This window comes from Butyrivibrio sp. WCD3002, from assembly GCF_000424265.1.
Taxonomy (GTDB): domain Bacteria; phylum Bacillota; class Clostridia; order Lachnospirales; family Lachnospiraceae; genus Butyrivibrio.
In genome coordinates this window covers 106425-125142 of record NZ_AUJO01000005.1, presented here as the reverse complement: position 1 = coordinate 125142, position 18718 = coordinate 106425, and the positions used below count along the sequence as shown (strand labels likewise).

Annotated in this window: 13 protein-coding genes; 10 read left to right on the top strand and 3 right to left on the bottom strand. The window is 43.1% G+C overall.

What is annotated here, in order from left to right; translation table 11 throughout:
• Positions 1-10: 10 nt before the first annotated feature.
• On the bottom strand, positions 11-1060 hold the full coding sequence (locus G608_RS0108090; RefSeq protein ID WP_026495608.1) for a LacI family DNA-binding transcriptional regulator: 1050 nt from the start codon (positions 1058-1060) through the stop codon (positions 11-13).
• A 258-nt stretch (positions 1061-1318) separates the two neighbouring features.
• Between G608_RS0108090 and G608_RS0108085 the strand changes: the two genes are divergently transcribed.
• The 3 genes from G608_RS0108085 to G608_RS22380 all read left to right on the top strand — a co-directional run bounded on the left by G608_RS0108085 (position 1319) and on the right by G608_RS22380 (position 7235).
• Complete coding sequence (locus tag G608_RS0108085; protein WP_026495607.1) at positions 1319-3319, top strand: right-handed parallel beta-helix repeat-containing protein; 2001 nt, start codon at positions 1319-1321, stop codon at positions 3317-3319.
• 143 nt (positions 3320-3462) lie between these two features.
• Positions 3463-5811 carry a DUF3160 domain-containing protein gene (locus tag G608_RS20455; RefSeq protein ID WP_051209024.1) on the top strand — a complete coding sequence of 783 codons (2349 nt, stop codon included), beginning with the start codon at positions 3463-3465 and terminating at the stop codon, positions 5809-5811.
• Between the two features lie 2 nt (positions 5812-5813).
• A complete protein-coding gene (locus G608_RS22380) occupies positions 5814-7235 on the top strand; it encodes a CapA family protein (protein ID WP_051209022.1) in 1422 nt (473 codons plus the stop codon).
• Positions 7236-7390: 155 nt separating this feature from the next.
• Here G608_RS22380 and G608_RS0108070 read toward each other — a convergent pair whose 3' ends face one another.
• A complete protein-coding gene (locus tag G608_RS0108070; RefSeq protein ID WP_026495606.1) occupies positions 7391-8257 on the bottom strand; it encodes an AraC family transcriptional regulator in 867 nt (288 codons plus the stop codon).
• Positions 8258-8569: 312 nt separating this feature from the next.
• Here G608_RS0108070 and G608_RS0108065 point away from each other — a divergent pair, with 312 nt between their 5' ends.
• The 6 genes from G608_RS0108065 to G608_RS0108040 all read left to right on the top strand — a co-directional run bounded on the left by G608_RS0108065 (position 8570) and on the right by G608_RS0108040 (position 16312).
• Complete coding sequence (locus G608_RS0108065; RefSeq protein ID WP_026495605.1) at positions 8570-9550, top strand: glycoside hydrolase family 43 protein; 981 nt, start codon at positions 8570-8572, stop codon at positions 9548-9550.
• Positions 9551-9701: 151 nt separating this feature from the next.
• A complete protein-coding gene (locus G608_RS0108060) occupies positions 9702-10094 on the top strand; it encodes a pyridoxamine 5'-phosphate oxidase family protein (protein ID WP_026495604.1) in 393 nt (130 codons plus the stop codon).
• Positions 10095-10295: 201 nt separating this feature from the next.
• Positions 10296-11582 (top strand): ABC transporter substrate-binding protein, encoded by a 1287-nt coding sequence (locus G608_RS0108055; RefSeq protein WP_026495603.1) that lies wholly within the window; start codon positions 10296-10298, stop codon positions 11580-11582.
• Between the two features lie 88 nt (positions 11583-11670).
• Positions 11671-14493 (top strand): ATP-binding protein, encoded by a 2823-nt coding sequence (locus G608_RS20445; RefSeq protein ID WP_051209020.1) that lies wholly within the window; start codon positions 11671-11673, stop codon positions 14491-14493.
• Positions 14494-15264, top strand: coding sequence for a response regulator (locus G608_RS0108045; RefSeq protein WP_026495602.1), 771 nt, complete (start codon positions 14494-14496; stop codon positions 15262-15264).
• Positions 15265-15301: 37 nt separating this feature from the next.
• Positions 15302-16312 carry an HD-GYP domain-containing protein gene (locus G608_RS0108040; RefSeq protein ID WP_026495601.1) on the top strand — a complete coding sequence of 337 codons (1011 nt, stop codon included), beginning with the start codon at positions 15302-15304 and terminating at the stop codon, positions 16310-16312.
• A gap of 40 nt (positions 16313-16352) precedes the next feature.
• Here the strand turns inward: G608_RS0108040 and G608_RS0108035 are convergent, their stop codons facing one another.
• The gene (locus tag G608_RS0108035) at positions 16353-17669 is read right to left on the bottom strand and encodes an MATE family efflux transporter (RefSeq protein WP_026495600.1); all 1317 of its coding nucleotides are present in this window, start codon (positions 17667-17669) and stop codon (positions 16353-16355) included.
• A 179-nt stretch (positions 17670-17848) separates the two neighbouring features.
• On the opposite strand from G608_RS0108035, the gene G608_RS20440 reads away from it, so the two are divergent.
• The gene (locus tag G608_RS20440) at positions 17849-18592 is read left to right on the top strand and encodes a DUF4886 domain-containing protein (protein ID WP_051209019.1); all 744 of its coding nucleotides are present in this window, start codon (positions 17849-17851) and stop codon (positions 18590-18592) included.
• The last annotated feature ends 126 nt before the right edge of the window (positions 18593-18718 follow it).

Genomic DNA, 18718 nt, shown 5'->3' with positions numbered 1-18718 from the left:
CCTCCAAATTTCATCGTTTAGATACAGATTTTCTGAAAACCATTGAACAGGGAACGCTTATAACCTGAGGTTCTTCAGGCATGTTCTCACTTGGATCGTCCTGTTCAAGCATATCAATAAGAAGATCAGCGGATATTCGCCCTATTTCTGTAAGTGGCAAAGCGGTTGTAGTGAGGGGCGGATAGAAATATTCCGAGATGCTCTCATTGTCAAAACCTGCAACTGCGATATCTTCACCAATCTTAAGCCCGCATTCCATCAGATAATCGTAGATGCCGCCTGACATCTTATCTGAAATTCCGAAAAATGCGGTAACGCCCTGAGGTAAAAGGGCTTTTGCACCTTCATAACCGGATTCACGACTCCAGTCTCCGTAGTAAACAAGGTTCGGATCAAACAAAAGGCCATTTTCAAACAGTGCTCTCTGGTATCCCAGAAGTCGCTGGCCTGTGTGGATGTTCTCCGAGCGACCGCCCACAAAACCGATCCGCTTGTGACCGTTCTTGATAAGGTAGGTAACTACGTCGCATGCGCTCTTCTCATCCTCAATCACAACAGATGGTATTGATGGAGAATTAGAAAATGCGTAGCACATTACTGCCGGCATAACGAAATCATCGCTGAAGCAATTGATGATTCTGGTGTGTCCTGCGAGATAGATAACGCCATCGACACGGGCCGATAAAACATCCTGAAGAACCGGATCCAAAACTGAGTGATAGGCTTTATCCTGGTTGTACCAGGTGTCCGACCATCTGTCATAGAGACGAAGGTTATGTACAAAAACATGGTAGTCACGCTTTTCACATTGTGCCATTATACTTTCGATTATGGCGGGACATGTAAATTGTGCTATGTCTTCTGCAACAATTGATATTACTTTTGTGCGTTTTGCACGAAGACCCTGGGCCATGTAGTTTGGTTTATAACCGGTTTCCTTGATAACCGTGAGAATTCGATTTTTGGTTTCTTCGCTTGTTTTCGCCTTTCCGTTTATTACATTTGACACTGTAGTCGCTGAAACATTGCATATTTCTGCGATTTCTTTAAGGGTAACCATTTTAGCTCCTAATTTTGGACTATACGTCAAACTTGCCAATGCACTAAGTAAATCGATTAACTATATGATCAATTTTATAGCCGGCAGGTTTACGTGTCAACAACAATTATTGACAATTTGTATAAAAAAATATTCAAATATCTAATTTTATTGTGCAAATGGCATTGACAAGCGGGTTTGGCAATCGTAACATGAAATAGATTTAGTAAAACGATTTACGGCTAACAGTGTTTACATTAAAGAAAGCGAGGTGTTTTCATGATTTATTACGTTGATGTCAATGTCTTCCGTGATGGAGACGGAAGCGAGGCCAGGCCCTTCAGATATATAAATGATGCTGCTCAGGTAGCGGTAGCCGGGGATGAGATAATCGTTAAACCCGGCATTTACAGGGAGAGAGTTGTTCCCAAGAACGCAGGAACAGCGGATAAGCGCATTGTTTACCGCTCGGAAGAGCCTCTTGGAGCAGTAATTACAGGTGCTGAGCTTGTAACAGGCTGGACCAAGGTTAAGGGAAATGTGTGGAAAATAACCGTTAAGAACAGTATGTTTGGTGATTATAACCCATACACCACAAGAGTTTACGGTGACTGGTACTTCTCACCCGATATCAGACATGCAGGAGCGGTATTTTTAAATGATCATATGATGTATGAGACCACATCTCTTGCTGAATGTCAGAAGGGAAAGGCTGATCCGCTGGCCTGGAACAAGGACGATGCAATGTACCTGTGGTATACGGAGCAGGATGGAGAAACAACTGTTATTTATGGAAACTTTCAGAAGCTCGATCCCAATAAGGAAAAGGTTGAGATCACAGTAAGAAGAAACTGCTTTATGCCTGACGAAAATTACAGGGATTATATAACCGTTAGTGGTTTTAATATCAACAAGGCAGCTACAACATGGGCTCCGCCTGCAGCTTATCAGGATGGTATGGTAGGACCTCACTGGAGTAAGGGCTGGATCATCGAGGACTGCGAGATATGGGGTAGTAAATGCTGTGGTATTTCTCTTGGAAAATACCTTGATCCCGAAAATGATATGTATTTCACGGTTAAAAAGGTAAAGAGCCCTACTCAGATGGAAAGAGATGCGGTTTGCCGCGGTCAGTACCACGGATGGCTTAAGGAGAGAGTCGGACATCACCTTATCCGCCGCTGTCATGTTCATCATTGTGAGCAGACCGGTATCGTAGGAAGAATGGGCGGCGTTTTCTCTACAATTGAGGATTGCGAGATCCATGATATATGTACATCCCAGCAGCTTGGCGGCGCTGAGACGGCAGGAATCAAGCTTCATGCAGCAATTGATGTAACAATCAGAAGAAATCATATTCATCACTGCATCATGGGCGTATGGCTTGACTGGCAGGCACAGGGTGCGAGAGTGAGCCAGAACTTCATGCACGATAATACAAGACCGGAAGGCGTAGAGCAGGCAAGAGGCGCTATGTTCAATACGGACGTATTTATAGAAGTAGGCCATGGCCCCACACTTATTGACAATAATATCCTGCTTTCACCTGTAGCTATTACAATCCCCAGCGAGGGCATCGCTGTTATTCATAACCTGATCCTTGGAGGCTTCAGCCTTATCAATTCAGGTGTAGACAGCATTGTAAACGGTCAGAGAGAGCCAAGATACACACCTTACCACATCCGTCACCGCACAGAGGTTGCAGGCTTCATGACAATACTTCACGGCGATGACAGGATTTATAACAACATTTTCCTGCAGCAGTACAAGATCAATGATAAAAAGAAGACCGCTGCAGATGCCGATTACATGGTTGTAGGAACTGCACCTTTCGATATTTTCCCCACCTACGAGGAATGGAGTGCTCAGTTCGAATCCGATAAGGATCCTGATATGGGAGCTCTTGCGACTGCACACTTTGGACATCTCCCTGTATGGGTAGACGGAAATGCTTACTTTGGCGGTGCTACAGTATGCAAGCATGAAAAGGAAAAGCTCGTAGACAAAAAATCCAAAGTTTCCGTGAAGGTTAAGGAAAAGGATGGAAGCTGGTATATTCAGAGCGATCTCTTTGGTAAGCTTGGAGATTTCACAGACGGTATCATCTCAACAGATACGCTGGGAGTAGCATTTGAGCCTGAGCAACGCTTTGAAAACACAGACGGAACGCCCATTACCTTTGATAAGGATTATTTTGGAGGACACAGAGAAGTGGCTCCGATTCCCGGACCCTTCGCTGAGTTTACCGGAAAAGAGATGCTTGTCTGGAAAATGGCATAAACTCTGTGTAAATGAAGTAGCGTAATAAAAAATACAAAATAACAATAAAAGGAAGCTTCGAAAAAATGCGAAGTTTCCTTTTTTATTGTATAATGTTTATCGGGCAAATTTCTTTTTTCTGATAAAAGAGAGGGGGACTTAAGATGAAACGAAAGGTATTGTCGTTGATTCTCGTCATATCTATGACCATATCAGGTTGCGCATCTGGCGCTAATGACAACGATTCCGGCTCTTCAGGCAATCTTATCAAAAAAGCGACTGAAAAAGTCAATGAGGCAAATTCCGCGGAGGAATCAGCTTCCGGTGAAACAACTCCGGAAACAACTGATGAAATATCGGAGAATGATGCGGGAGATACCGATACGGCGCAGGTTGACCAGAATAGCTCTACAGATACATCAGGTGATACCGGCAGCGATTTTAAGGTATCTAGCATCTCCTTACTTGGAGACAGCGAGGAGAAATATTATGATGAAACCATAGTTCCTTCTGTGCCGGATTATAAGGTTGCAGAGGATTTCTCCAATGTGGAATATGCAGATAAATTCTCATATTTCTTTGATCCTGCTGAGGATACGAGCTATAACCATGTAAACGAGCTGCGGGAAGCGCTTATAAAGAATTCCTTTGCAGTAAGACGGGATGTTGGAGACGAGTTCTTCGATATTTATGAATCTAATCGTTATATGATGTTCCCGAATTTTATTACGGTTGATTCACTGATGCATACCTATCATCTGTATTTTGCTCATCTAATGAAAACTACGGAGAAATCCTATCTGTCCGAGAGACTTGAGATTCTCACAACTACAATGCTTGATCTGACATCGGCGCAGTATGAAGAACTCAAGGGTACCGACTTTGAACAATCGGCATTCAATAACCTGGTTTTCTTCAATGTAGGCGCAAAGCTTCTTGAACTGCCGGGGGCAGACAAGGTAAGTGATTCTACAGTAATCAGTACATCAGATGATGAATATCAGAAGATTATGGCGGCGAAATCAGCCAATCTTTGTAGTATTACCGGGGTTATGGAGGATTATACCCAGTATAAACCGAGGGGTTATTACGAGGGTGATAAGACCCTTGAGAAGTACTTCAGATGCATGATGTGGTATGGCCGCATTCCATTTATTCTTACCAGTGAGGAGGCTGTTGGAAGTGCGCTTCTTATGACAAATGCCATAGAGCAGGACCTTTCAGACTGGGAGAGTATTTATGCTATAACCAGTTTCTTTGCCGGAGCCTCCGATGATGTGGGATACACGGAATTTGAGACACTGGTGACAGATAGTTATGGAAAAATCCCTGAAATCTCAGAAATAACCTCAAACAGTGATGCTTTTAGTAAGCTGGTAGAGGCTGTTAAAAAAGTTGAACCGCCAAAGATCAACTCAATACCGGTTGGCGAAGATGAAGAGAATGTTATAGCGTCCTTCAGATTCATGGGACAGAGATTTACCATCGATGCAGCGATTATGCAGCAGCTGGTTTACAGGGCTGTTGAAGAGGATTCCAATGGCAACAAGCGTATGCTTCCCGACACTCTGGATGTGGCAGCAACCCTTGGCTCAAAGGAGGCTTATTCCATACTTGAGGAGCAGGGCGATACAGATTACAAGAATTATACTGAGAACATGACAGTTCTTAACGGATATTTTAATAATTCCGATACATCCCTTTGGAATGCGAGTTTGTACTCCGGATGGCTCAATACATTACGGCCGTTATTCAAAGAAAAGGGCAAGGGCTATCCCTCATACATGCAAAGTGAGGAATGGCAGAAAAAGGATCTGGAAACCTTCGCTGGTTCCTTTGCAGAGCTTAAGCACGACACGATTCTCTATGCTAAACAGATTATGGCAGAGATGGGCGGCGGTGATGATGAGGAAATCATAGACGACAGAGGCTATGTGGATCCTGAGCCCGAGATATACAGCAGATTTGCTTTTCTTTCACAAAAGACCAAGGAAGGCCTTGATGATCTTGGAATGATCAGTGAAAGCGACAAGGGTGAACTTGATAAGCTCACAGAGATTTCCATGAATCTTCTTAAAATGTCTGAAAAGGAGCTCCAAAACGAGACACTTACAGATGAAGAGTATGAGCTCATCAGATGCTACGGCGGAGATATCGAGCATTTCTGGTACGAGGCAAATAAAGATGACGTTGAGGATCTTTGCTATGCTTACCAGGCACCCTGTCCTGTTATTGCAGATATAGCAACCGATCCAAACGGCAGTGTGCTTGAGGTTGGAAGCGGACAGGTAGATCTTATTTATGTTGTTTTCCCTATTGATGGCAAGCTTCATGTGGGAAGAGGAAGTGTGTATAGCTTCTATCAGTTCGCTACAGATATGGGTAACCGAATGACTGATTCTGAGTGGAGAGATATCCTCAGAGGCGGACATTATGATGATGACTGGAACTGGATTCCGGATGATAATATACCGGATCAGCCCGCATGGACTCAGAGCTATCGAATCGACTGATTATGAAAAAAGGACCCGGAATAATTAAAAAATCAGTATGGCTGCTGCTTTTATTAGCGGCAGCCATTTGCTGCATATACGCCTCTAAAAAGCCCTATTTCAGGGTGAAGTGGCAGGATAAGTCCTTTACGTCAAAACAGGGCTTATTTCTCGACCTTACGGCTAAAAAAGTCACATTAAAAGCTGCTGATGGCAGCACATTGTGGCAAAGTGAGAAAAAGCTCCGTGTTCAGGACGCATTTATTGAGGATGTTGACACCGACGGCGACGAAGAGCTGGTTTTGCTTCTCTGGAAAAGAGGAAAGTACGGTAAACACAGACCATTCTGGGTAAAAGGTGACGAAATATGGCTGTCACAGCATATTTTCATCTATGACATTACGAAGGATGGCCTAAAGCAGAAATGGTTTGCATCGGACATAGGTCGCATAGTCACACGAATGAAGGTTGTTAATGAGGATAATGCGTTTTTCCTTCTTGAGGATGAAAACGGTGAAAATACCCTGTGGCGATGGAGCTCCTTTGGGTTAAAGAGTTTTGAAAATGGGGTTAAATTCGTAGCTTTTGGGGATAATTTAATTCACAAGGATGTCTACGAATATGCTTACCAGAGACAAAAAGGCAACTTTGATTTCCTTTACGAGCCCTTTATAGACGAGATTCAAGGTGCTGACATTGCTGCGATTCAGGCGGAGACTGTCCTTGTAGACAAAGATAATGCCGTCAGCGGCTATCCTGCCTTCGGATCACCCATAGCGGTTGGCGAAGCCATTAAAAATGCAGGCTTTGACGTAGCAGCCTGCGCCAATAACCACTGTTTGGACAAAGGAATGTATGGGATAGACGTAACCACGGATTTTTATAAGGAAAACGACATAACCTGTGTGGGAATCCAGGGAACAAGCGAAACGGAATACAAGCCTTACGAGATCATCAGTAAAAATGGCATAAAATTCGCACTTTTTGCCTACACCTACGGAACAAACGGAAATGAAGCGCCATCAAAATATCCGGCGGCTGTACATTACCTCCCAAAAACTACCGAAGAAGAGGACCGGTTTGTTGAGGAGATAAGAAAAGCCCGGGAAGATACGGATTTTACCATAGTATTCGTGCATTTTGGCGAGGAATACAATACAGAGGTCACAGATGAGCAAAAGCGTGTGACAGAGCTTTTGGCGAAGGCAGGAGTAGATGTGGTAATCGGAACCCATCCCCACGTAGTTCAGGAAATGCAGATGATGGAGAGGCCGGACGGCGGGGAGATGCTTGTCTATTATTCGCTGGGTAATTTCAGATCAGCCAAAATGAAGGATCGAAATGCGGATATCGGCGGAGAGGCGGTCTTTACTGTGTGGCATACATTTGACGGAGTAGGCCTTAAAGACTATGAAATGAAGGAGATAAACACATTTTATAAATAAATGATGGCATAACATCATGACATCAAAACATCAAGACAGCAAAAAGCCCGGAAGAAGCAGTGCTCCTTTCCGGGCCATTTTTATACCTTATGGGCTGTTTTTTGAAACTGTACATAAACGCATTCAATTAGGCTATTTGCGCATCTTTCAGCAAATTACCTTGAAGTCCAGTACATATTTCTGAATTCAGTAGGTGTGCAGTTTTTAATGATCTTAAACATTCTGATAAAGGAGGACAGAGACGGGAAGCCGCAGTTAAGAGCTACGTCTGTAATGGAGTTCCTCGGATCTATCAGGTATGTTTCCGCCTTTGCAATACGCTTCTGATTAACATATTTGTAGAAGGATACGTTGGTAAACTGCTTAAACCTTCTGGAGAAATAGAACTTGCTGAAGCCGCTTTTTCCTGCAATCTCATCAAGGCTAAGATCCTCTGAGCAGTGCTCCTGAATATAGTCGCAGATTTCTATAAATCTCTCAAAATACTCGTCTCTGCGCACATGCTCAACAGGGTCATCTTCAACGCTTCTCTTTACGAAATTCTTGCCAATGCAGGAGAGGAATTCAAGAAGCTTGCAATATATGTCAACCTCGGAAAAAGAGGCATTTTCCTTGTAAATCTCGGTGATTTCCAGCAAAAGGGAACGCACTTTATTATAAATCTGAGGATAATCTTCAGGGGTAACCACTATATAAGGGGACATGATGCTGATAAGCGTTTCAACCTCATGCATAAATCTAAGCTCAGTGGTATCCGGCTGGAAAATAATACGCTGTCCCTCCTCAGGCGCTTTAATAGAGTGAATACAGCCGGGGCAGATTATGATGATATCGCCTTCACGCAGGCTCACATTTTCTCCTGCACAGTTTAAGTCATAGCAGCTGCGGATGGGCATAATAATCTCGATTGCAGCGTGCCAGTGCGGGGGATAATCCTCATATTCATCATTATCGTAGAGCTTAAGTGATGTGCTCTGCTTATAATTTACGGTTTCTACAAGTCCATTTAATGTTTCAATCATAACTACTACCTCTGGTGCGCCTGTTTATCTATGTATGGCGCTATACCTGTCAAAACTTCCTGCAGACTCCCCCTCTAAAAGCGCAAGAATTATTAATTGATATGTACTATTTTATTACAAAAAGATGCCCAATTAACAATGAAAAATTGCTGTTTAATGATTAATAATTGCTATTTATAGCGCCTTTTTCAATATTTTGCCCAAAAATCCGAGCAATAATTCGTAGCTAATTAACAAGCATTGAAAAGATTAAGATTTTAAGCTGTGTTATTTTTGTATTACCAAAGAATTGATTCATTTAAGGAGACAAATATGAGCAAAGAAAGAGAGCCCTTAGTTACACATATTTTCACTGCTGACCCTTCAGCTCATTATTTTAATGGCAAAATTTATGTGTATCCTTCACATGACATTCCGCACAACGGCGAGGATAACGATAACGGCGATGAATATCAGATGGAGGATTACCACATTCTGTCCATGGATGAGATCGGTGGAGAGGTTACAGATCACGGCGTAGCCCTCAGCATGCACGATGTACCCTGGGTCAGAGACCAGATGTGGGCTCCTGATGCAGTATGCAAGGATGGAAAATACTATCTGTTTTTCCCTGCAAGAGACAAGGAAGGCAACTTCAGACTGGGCGTTGCTGTAAGCGACAAGCCGGAAGGGCCCTTCACACCTGAGGAGAACTGCATTGAGGGAAGCTTCAGTATAGATCCCTGCTCATTTATGGATGATGATGGCAAGGTTTATGTATACTTTGGCGGACTTTGGGGCGGACAGCTTGAGAAGTACAGAACAGGTAAGTTCGATCCTGAGGGAACAGAGCCTGAGAAAAACGAGCCTGCAGTTTGTCCTAAATGCGCACTTATGAGCGATGATCTTAAGGCATTTGCTGAGAAGCCGGTAGATATTCAGATTCTTGACGAGGACGGCAATCCGCTCCTTGCAGGAGATGAGGACCGCAGATATTTCGAAGGCCCCTGGATGCACAAATATAACGGCAAGTACTATTTTTCATATTCCACAGGAACAACCCATTATATCTGCTATGCAGTTGGTGATAAGCCCTATGGTCCTTTTACCTACAAGGGACGTATCATGGAGCCCGTTATCGGCTGGACAACTCACCACTCAGTGGTAGAGGTTGAGGGAAAATGGTACCTGTTCTACCATGACTGTGAGCTTTCAGGCGGTATCAACCACAGAAGATGTGTAAAATACACTGAGCTTCACTACAATGAGGATGGCACAATTCAGACAATCCATCCCTATGACCACAAAAATTGAAGTACTGAGGGGGGAGATAGTTACTTTAACGAGTGGTCATAGTGCACTTATTTAGGCAAAACCTATAAGATACTTCCTTGTTAATAACCTCTTCGAAGCGTATAATTACGTTATGCACAATTTAATTCAAGCATAAGAGGAGGTATCAGGGATGCAGGAAGTATATGAATTCTTAAAAAAGTGCGGAACTTACTATTTGGCAACGGTTGATGGGGACCAGCCCAGGGTTCGTCCTTTCGGAACCGTTGACATTTTCGAGGATAAGCTTTATATCCAGACCGGTAAGGTTAAGGATGTTTCCAAGCAGATTCAGAAGAATCCCAAGGTTGAGATTTGCGGATTTGCTGAAGGTAAGTGGGTCAGAGTTGCAGGCGAGCTTGTTCGCGATGACAGAGTAGAAGCTAAAAAGCACATGCTTGACGCTTATCCGTCACTTCAGGGCATGTATTCAGCAGAGGATGACAATACAGAGGTTCTGTATTTCAAGAATGCTGTTGCAACCTTCGCATCATTTGGCGGAGAGCCCAAAGTAGTTAAATTTTAATAAAGTTTCTAAAGATTCGGCGCGGTTTATAGACAAACCGCGCCGTTTTTTTAGGTATTTACTGCTTTTGCGCGTCCCTTGCAGGCAAAGTGCCCATTGTTGATGAACAAGCGTTATTTTCATATAATTAATGAATAAAATATCGGGAATTACTACGTTGAGACATAAAAGAGATATGCAGAAATGAGGGGGCTATAAAGCATGAGAAAAATTGTCTGCAGTTTTTTAGTTTTAAGCGTTGTTCTATCGTTGTCAGCCTGCAGCAAAGAAGCAGAAGAAGCGAAGGGGGAATTCAGTCCGTCGCTTGATACAAATACTGAGTGCAGTCTAACTGTGGCCGGAAGTTATGATAATTTCGAGGCCTTAGAGGCCGAATTTGACAGATTTAACGAGATATATCCAAATGTTCAGCTTAGCTATGTGAAGCTTGATGACTATAACAATGTATTGGACACAGCGCTGGAAGGCGATGATAAGCCCAATATTTTCTTTACCTTTGCCTCGATGGTGGACGACGAAAAATACAGTCACATTTTTACTCATACTGAGGATTTGTCGGACTCCGCTCTTGGCCTTAATCTTGGCTGCATTCGCGAAGGCCTTATTTACCATGATGATGAAAACCATGTAATGATGGTGCCGGTTTTTTCAAGAAGCTATGGCATGCTGGTGAACAACGACCTTTTTGAAAAAGAAGGACTGAGCGTTCCAACCACATGGAATGAGCTCTTAGATGTGTGTGAAAAATTCAAAAGCAAGGGCTATTCAAACCCTATGATGGGTTACAGCGCAGGTTCTTCCAGCTGTTTCATGTACACGGTTGCATATCCTATGTTTGTAGCTAATCTCGTTGAAAAAAAAGACGCGCTTACACTTGCCAATAATCTCGATCCCGCAGCAGGAGAATACATGCGCCCTGCCTTGGAAGCGGTTGAAAAGCTGGTTCAAAGCGGATGTATCGATCTTGATGAATGCGAAAAAATCGAGGATAACTATACAGAGGTAATTCTGCGCTTTTTTGAAGGCGATGTACCGATGATGATCTGCAGTGGGGATACCGTGTCCGGAACCAGGAAACGTGAAACCCAGTCTGAAGCTTTTTCCAAAAACCCCTTTAATTACACATTTTCACCGATCCCTTTGACTGATAAGGGCGGATATTTTATCGATAGTCCTTCTGTGGAATTTTCCGTTAACAAGGATAGCGACAATCTGGATATGACAAACGAGTTTATGCGTTTCCTTATCACAAATAAGGAGCTGGATCAGATGGCATCGGTGAAGCGTCTTGTGACTCCCACATCGGATCTGTCCTTTGATGCTGTTTATGCACCTTTTGCACAGGTGAGCGCAGATCGTATTATTTCGCCTGAAGTTATAGGTATCACAGATCCGCTTACGATACAGATAAAAGTGGCAGCTTATCAGGTTGGAAAAGGTGAGATCAGCATTGATGATGCTGTTGCAATGTATGGTACCTTTGAGTGACAGGGGTGTAAATGCATGGAATAACAGGTGATTTTGATACAATTGTTTTGCAGGGTTCTGATAAATGAGAGACCTCGGAGGATATCGCGTGAAGAAAGCGATGGTCATTATTCCCAATCTTCTCATAATTGGATTCATATTGGTTTTTATCGTTCGATATGCGAATTCCAAGGTAGAAGAGAGCAATCAAAACGTCATAGATGAATATGAGAAGATGACTGTCACAGTTAATCAGATCATAACGAACTATCTTGAAGATGAGCAGCATCTGTGCGACATTTGGTCAAATTATGTCAACCGGTCGGCAGAGGCAGGTACTCCCATGACTCCTGAGGAAATCGTGTCTTATATCAAAAAGGCCAAGGTACTTCCGGAGATATCAGGACATCTGATTTTCATGGATGATCCGGAGCGGTCCGGTATTTCAACTGCGGAAAATCCGTCAGGGTCCGGTGATTATGCGGTTTCTTACAAGAATATATCTATATTCGACAATCTTGACAGTGTGAGCGACGTTAACGGTGTGGTCAATATCACAAGGTCTTATACCAATCCTCAGAACGGAATACAGTCGATTGCCTTTATGAATTATGTGCAGATTCTTGATCCGGATACAAAGGAAATAAAAACCGGTCTTTTAATGAGGGTGGTCCCTTTAAACCATCTTGAGCAAAAGCTGGTTTTTCTAAAGGGAGAATATGATAGTGTTGAGATAAGCCTTGTAGATAAAGAAGGTAACTATATTTTTCATGGAAAATCCCTCAAAAACACCAATTTCTTTGAATATTTCAAGTCCTACAACAATGTGCCCATCGAGGAATTCCAGCGAATAAAACAGGAGGTAATCGGAGGTGTCGGCTCAATAACAATGAAAAACTCAAAGGGTGAGGATTGTATGATATCCCACACCCCTCTTGAAGCTATGGAGGTGTGGTATCTGCTTGCATACATTCCCAAAAAGGACCTGGCGGTAAGCCGCGTGGTTGACTGGATTTTGCTTGGTACCGTATCTGTTAGCCTTATAATTTTGCTGGTATATAATTTCCTGATTCTTATGAATTTTAACCATAAACTGGCGGACGCTGCAGAGCAGGCCAATCAGGCCAATGCGGCCAAGTCCTACTTCCTTTCCACCATGTCACACGACATACGTACTCCTATGAACGCCATTCTGGGACTCAACGAAATGGTACTAAGAGACTGTAAGGATGAAAATATCATCAGTTATTCCGAGAGTATAAGGACCGCAGGAAATACTCTTTTGGGAATCATAAACGACATTCTGGACTTCTCGAAGATAGAAGCCGGCAGAATGGACATAATAAATGTGGATTACAGCTTTGTATCCCTTTTGAACGACCTTGTAAACATGGTTCAGAAGAAAGCAGCTGACAAGGGGCTTGCTTTTAAGCTTGATATTGACAGAGAAATTCCCACCATCCTTAACGGTGATGAGATAAGGATAAAGCAGGTCATTACAAACATCCTTTCAAATGCGGTCAAATACACTAAAGAAGGCTCTATAACCCTTACTGTGGGCTTTGAAAAGCCGCTGTACAAAAACGATTCTATCATTTTGAAGATAAAGGTTGCAGATACAGGAATAGGCATAAAGCCAGAGGATATGGATCGCCTGTTTAAGGCCTTTGAACGAATCGAGGAAAAAAGAAACCGCAATATCGAGGGTACAGGCCTTGGTATGACCATAGCCCAGAGCTTCCTTGCCATGATGGGCAGTCAGCTTCAGGTTGAAAGTAAATACGGAGAGGGCTCAGTTTTTTCCTTTAATCTGGAACAGAAGGTGGTTAAGTGGGATCCAATCGGTAATTTCGAAGAAGCCTTCAAGCGCTCTATCAACGAAAGACGCGGCTACCATCAGAAGTTCACAGCTCCGGATGCAGCAGTGCTGGTGGTTGACGATACGTTGGTTAACCTTAAGGTATTTGCTAACCTGTTAAGCCGCACGAAAATGCATATCGATACCGCAGAGAGTGGAGATGAGGCCATTTCGCTGTACAAGGAAAGACATTATGATGTTATTTTCCTTGATCATATGATGCCCAAAAAGGACGGAATCGAGACCCTTACAGAAATGCATGGTATTGCGGACTCACCAAATGGCGATACGCCCATCATCTGTCTTACAGCAAATGCCATATCGGGCATGCGTGAGATGTACATTAAGGCAGGCTTTGATGACTATATGACTAAGCCGATAAATCCGGAGAGCCTTGAAAACCTGTTACTTGAGTACATTCCAAAAGAAAAGATTGAAGCTCCGGATGAGGCCAATGATGAAGATAATACCGAAATTCCGAAGTTTATCTATAATATCCCGGAGCTGAATGTCAATTCCGGCATAAGCCATTGCGGCTCCAAGCATTCATATATGTCGACGCTTAAGCTGTATATTGATGCTGCAGCCAAGAATGCGGAGGAGCTGGAGAAGCTATGGAATGAGGAAGATTTAAAGAACCTGACCATTCGTGTCCATTCACTAAAGAGCACATCACGAATGATCGGCGCACTTTCTCTTGGAGATCATGCCGCAGCGCTGGAAAAAGCCGGAGACGCGAAGGATACAGAGAAGCTGGCGAAGGAATTACCGGATCTTATTAAAGAATACAGAAAGCTGGCATCCGCTCTTAAATCACTTAATGAAAAGGACGAGGACAGTTCTAAGGAAGATACCAGACCGCTTATAACTGATGAATCGCTAAAAGAAGCATACACTACACTTTCAGAATTCTGTGCGTCCTACGATTTTGACTCTGTGGCGCAGGTGATAAAGAAGCTTGGTACCTACAGAATGCCTGAAAGTGAAGCTGAAAGATATGATAAGCTGGTGAAAGCAGTGGATAACTATGATTATGATCTTATTCCGGGAATACTAGATGGGGGGAAGCAGTAAATGGCAACCAGGATAATGATAATTAGCCGTGGCGCAGGTTTTATGATTTATGCACTTGAATCCAATCTTATGGAAAATGGCTTTGAAACCGTCCACGCAGAGCCTATAGTTAAGAGTATAGAGATGGTAAAAGAGGATATTGATATCGTCTTGTTACTGGCGGATGAATATATATATGAGTCCGCGGATGCTCTTGTTTATCTAAAGGACCTGTGTGAGGACAAGGAGCTTCCTGTCTGTCTTATAGGCTATGAAATTGAGATGGAAGAGGTCAAGCGCTACATTCCGGAAAAATGCATAATTAAGGAGTTTACCCGTCCCTTCGATGCTAAAAATGTTTCAGAAGAGCTCAAGGATGTTTCCCAGATTGCTGAAGAGAAAAAACGTGGAAAACACATTCTTCTGGTGGATGACGATCCTACATCTCTTAGAATGTTTCAGGGGTGGCTTTCTGAAAAATACAGGGTAACCGCGGTAAAATCAGGAATGCAGGCCATTACATACATTGCCCATCACCTGCCGGATCTGATACTGCTTGATTATGATATGCCCATTACTCCCGGGCCCCAGGTTATGGAGATGATACGAAGCGAGGTCAGCGCCGCTCAGATTCCCATAATCTTCCTTACGGGAAAATCCGACAGGGAGAGCATAATGAATGTTATGAGGTTAAAGCCCCAGGGTTACCTTCTTAAGACCATGTCCAGAAAAGACATAATCGCATCTATTGATGAATTTTTCGAAAACAGAAAATGGAACAACAGGTTGTAATACTGATCTAAACTGATTTGAGGGTGGAGGATCATGGATGAACGAACGCGTAGTGGTTGTTGACGATGACACCGTGATTTTAAAAAATTCAGAGGCTATCTTGTCCAAATGCGGGTACAGAGTTACCTGCTTAAAGAGCGGAAAGCTACTTCTCGGATACCTTGAAGCCAATGCTGCAGACATCATTTTGATGGATATTCGTATGCCTGAAATGGACGGATATGAAACCATGAAGCTCCTTAGGGAATGGGAAAAAAAGACAGGGGCTGAGGAAATACCCGTAGTTTTCATGACGGCCAATGATGATGATGTTTCCGAGACAATGGGCTTATCCCTTGGAGCTATGGATTACATCAGAAAGCCTTTTCATGCTGAGGTTCTAAGGCTAAGGGTTACCCATCTGCTTGAGCTTATAGCTTTTCAGAAGGATCTTCACGGCCAGGTTGTGCTTAAGACAAGGCAGCTTGAGAGCATGTCTCTCCATATCGTTGAGACGCTGGCTGATGCCATAGATGCCAAGGATAATTACACAAACGGCCATTCAAGAAGAGTTGCAGCTTATTCCAAGGAAATCGCGAAGAGATACGGCTTTTCACTTGATCGTCAGGAAGAGATATACATGATCGGACTGCTCCATGATGTAGGTAAGATCGGAGTGCCGGATTCTGTAATAAATAAGCCCGGAAGACTCAATGATGAGGAATTTGACAAGATAAAAAATCACCCTGTTATGGGTGCCAAGATACTGAGTAATATTGCAGAAATGCCTAACCTAATAAAAGGCGCCAGATGGCATCATGAGAGGTACGATGGCACAGGTTACCCGGACGGCCTAAAGGGCGAGGATATTCCCGAGGAAGCAAGAATTATAGCCGTTGCGGATGCCTATGATGCTATGACAAGCCGCAGAAGCTATCGAAACATAATTCCTCAGGATCATGTGATAAGTGAGATAAAAAACGGAATGGGTACTCAGTTTGATGAAAGATTCGCCCGGATTATGCTCGATATGATCGCGGAGGACACTGAATATACCATGCATGAGTAAATATTGACAGTATATCGGCCCGGAAAATCCGGGCCGTTTTTTAGACTGTTTTAATCCATTTTCCCTTGAAGTAATAAATTACAAAAATCACTGTGCTGACAGACCAGGTCAGAGGATAAGCCCAGAAAATCACGTTAACTACCGGGATTAGCCTTACGATTATTGTTATGTAGGTTATTCTAAGAAGACACCAGCTGGACAGCATAACAATCATAGGTACGGTGGTCTTTCCGGCGCCTCTGTATATTCCGGCAAGACAATGGCTTAGTGCCAACAGGAAGAAGAAAAGACTCTCAGTTCTGGCCTGAGTAGTACCGATTGCAAGAACGGCAGGCTCGCTTGAAAAGATCCTCAGGAAAAGCGGTGCAAAGGCAAAAATAGCCACGCCTATAAGCTCTGCGCATCCAACTCCGATAGCACAACCAATAACCGAACCCTTTTTGACTCTTTTAATCTCACCTGCGCCGAGGTTCTGACTGACGAAGGTTGTCAAAGCCATGCAGATACAGGTAATCGGCAGAAAAACAAAGCCTTCAAGCTTGGAATAACTACCGCAGCCCGCCATAGCTGCTGAGCCGAAGGCGTTTATATTTGACTGAACAACGACATTTCCTATTGCGATTACGCTATTCTGTATTCCTGTCGGAATTCCAATTTTCAGCTCTTTCCACAGAAGATTCATATCCATCTTAAGCTTATTTATGAAAATTCTATGGGGACCATCCACTTTTAGTAGCTTTACGAAAGCCAGAACAGCACTGATAAATTGTGCGATTATGGTGGCAAGCGCTGCCCCTGCGATTCCAAAGCCAAAGTATTTAACAAATGCAATATCAAGAATAGTGTTTACCACGGTGCTGACAACAAGGTAATACAGCGGCCTTTTGGAATCTCCCACGGCCTGAAATACTCCGCAGCAGGCACTATACAGAATATTGCCAAGGCCTCCGAGGAAATATATCTTGAAGTACAACACGGAGTTATCCATTACATCAGATGGTGTTCCCATCCACCTAAGAAGCACCGGTGTGAAAAAATAGCCCCACACAGTCATTACAATTCCCATGAGAATTGCAAATGCAATACCCGTATGGGTTGCCTTAGAAACCTCTTTGTAGTCCTTAGCGCCGTAGCTTTTTCCTATAATAACACTGTTCCCCATGAACAGGCCGTTGATAAAGCCCACCATCAAAAAGATAAGACTTCCCGTGGTGCTGACAGCGGCCAGAGCTTCCTTACCCAGAACATTTCCCACGACAACTGAGTCGACAATGCTGTATAACTGCTGAAGAAGCTGTCCGAGAAAAAGCGGAACAGCGAACATTATTAAATTTTTTGTAATAGAACCTTTAGTCATGAAAAATTAACCATCCTTAACTGCACCCGATTTAGGGGCACAGTATTTCTTTCTATCACTTTTTTCTATTTTGTGCAATCTTTTTGCGAAAAATGGCGGATATTTATTGACACGAAGCTGTCAGCCAATTATGCTTACAAAAAAACAATTTTCAGAAAGCGATATGGGAGAGAATAAATATGACTAATATTTTGGCGATCGGTAACAGTTTTTCCAGAGATGCCACAGCATACCTGCATGATATTTGTGAAAACATGGGGCTTTCTGTGCATGTGGTGAATCTTTATATCGGAGGATGCTCTTTAGAGCGCCATTGGAGCAACATTGAGAGGGATGAAAGGGCATATCAGTATCAGGAAAACGGAGTCATTACAGACAGATATGTGAGCATTTCAGAGGTCCTGCATAGCAGATCCTGGGACTACATTGTAACCCAGCAGTCCAGCCATGACAGCGGATGGTTTGATACCTATGAGCCGTTTACGGGACTTATGTTTGATTATCTTAAAAAGGAAGTTCCCGGCGCAAAGCTCTGCATGCAGCAGACATGGGCATACGAGATAGACAGCGACCACGGATGTTTCATCAGATATAACCGCGACCAGCAGGAAATGTACAATCGTTCCAGGGCTAATTATCATGCGATCGCCGATAAATATAATATTCAGCTGATCCCATGCGGTGACGTGATACAGAATATCAGAAAACACCCTGAATTTGACGTAGCAAAGGGCGGAAAATCCATATGCAGGGACGGCTTCCACATGCATTATCTCTATGGACGATATGCTCTCGCATGCACCTGGGCGAAAAATCTTCTGAATGCACAGATTAGCGATTGCACCTATATACCGCAGTGCTTCGATACTGATGAAGTTGTGGACCAGGAACGTCTTTCAATAGTAAAGAGTGAGATAATCTAAACAATTCTTTAGCAAAAACAGAATCTAAATTATCAGAAATGTCAAGTACGAATTATGAATGAGTATGTTCATAATTCGTACTTTTGTCTTGTTATGCGCATTTTATAATAATAGTGGAGTAAAAGG

What these genes read in the sequence shown, in the direction of transcription:
- G608_RS0108090 (WP_026495608.1), bottom strand. Translation starts at nt 1,060, where the DNA reads ATGGTTACCCTTAAAGAAATCGCAGAAATATGCAATGTTTCAGCGACT.
- G608_RS0108045 (WP_026495602.1), top strand. Translation starts at nt 14,494, where the DNA reads ATGGCAACCAGGATAATGATAATTAGCCGTGGCGCAGGTTTTATGATT.
- G608_RS0108060 (WP_026495604.1), top strand. Translation starts at nt 9,702, where the DNA reads ATGCAGGAAGTATATGAATTCTTAAAAAAGTGCGGAACTTACTATTTG.
- G608_RS0108085 (WP_026495607.1), top strand. Translation starts at nt 1,319, where the DNA reads ATGATTTATTACGTTGATGTCAATGTCTTCCGTGATGGAGACGGAAGC.
- G608_RS20440 (WP_051209019.1), top strand. Translation starts at nt 17,849, where the DNA reads ATGACTAATATTTTGGCGATCGGTAACAGTTTTTCCAGAGATGCCACA.
- G608_RS0108040 (WP_026495601.1), top strand. Translation starts at nt 15,302, where the DNA reads ATGAACGAACGCGTAGTGGTTGTTGACGATGACACCGTGATTTTAAAA.
- G608_RS0108035 (WP_026495600.1), bottom strand. Translation starts at nt 17,669, where the DNA reads ATGACTAAAGGTTCTATTACAAAAAATTTAATAATGTTCGCTGTTCCG.
- G608_RS0108065 (WP_026495605.1), top strand. Translation starts at nt 8,570, where the DNA reads ATGAGCAAAGAAAGAGAGCCCTTAGTTACACATATTTTCACTGCTGAC.
- G608_RS22380 (WP_051209022.1), top strand. Translation starts at nt 5,814, where the DNA reads ATGAAAAAAGGACCCGGAATAATTAAAAAATCAGTATGGCTGCTGCTT.
- G608_RS20455 (WP_051209024.1), top strand. Translation starts at nt 3,463, where the DNA reads ATGAAACGAAAGGTATTGTCGTTGATTCTCGTCATATCTATGACCATA.
- G608_RS0108070 (WP_026495606.1), bottom strand. Translation starts at nt 8,257, where the DNA reads ATGATTGAAACATTAAATGGACTTGTAGAAACCGTAAATTATAAGCAG.
- G608_RS0108055 (WP_026495603.1), top strand. Translation starts at nt 10,296, where the DNA reads ATGAGAAAAATTGTCTGCAGTTTTTTAGTTTTAAGCGTTGTTCTATCG.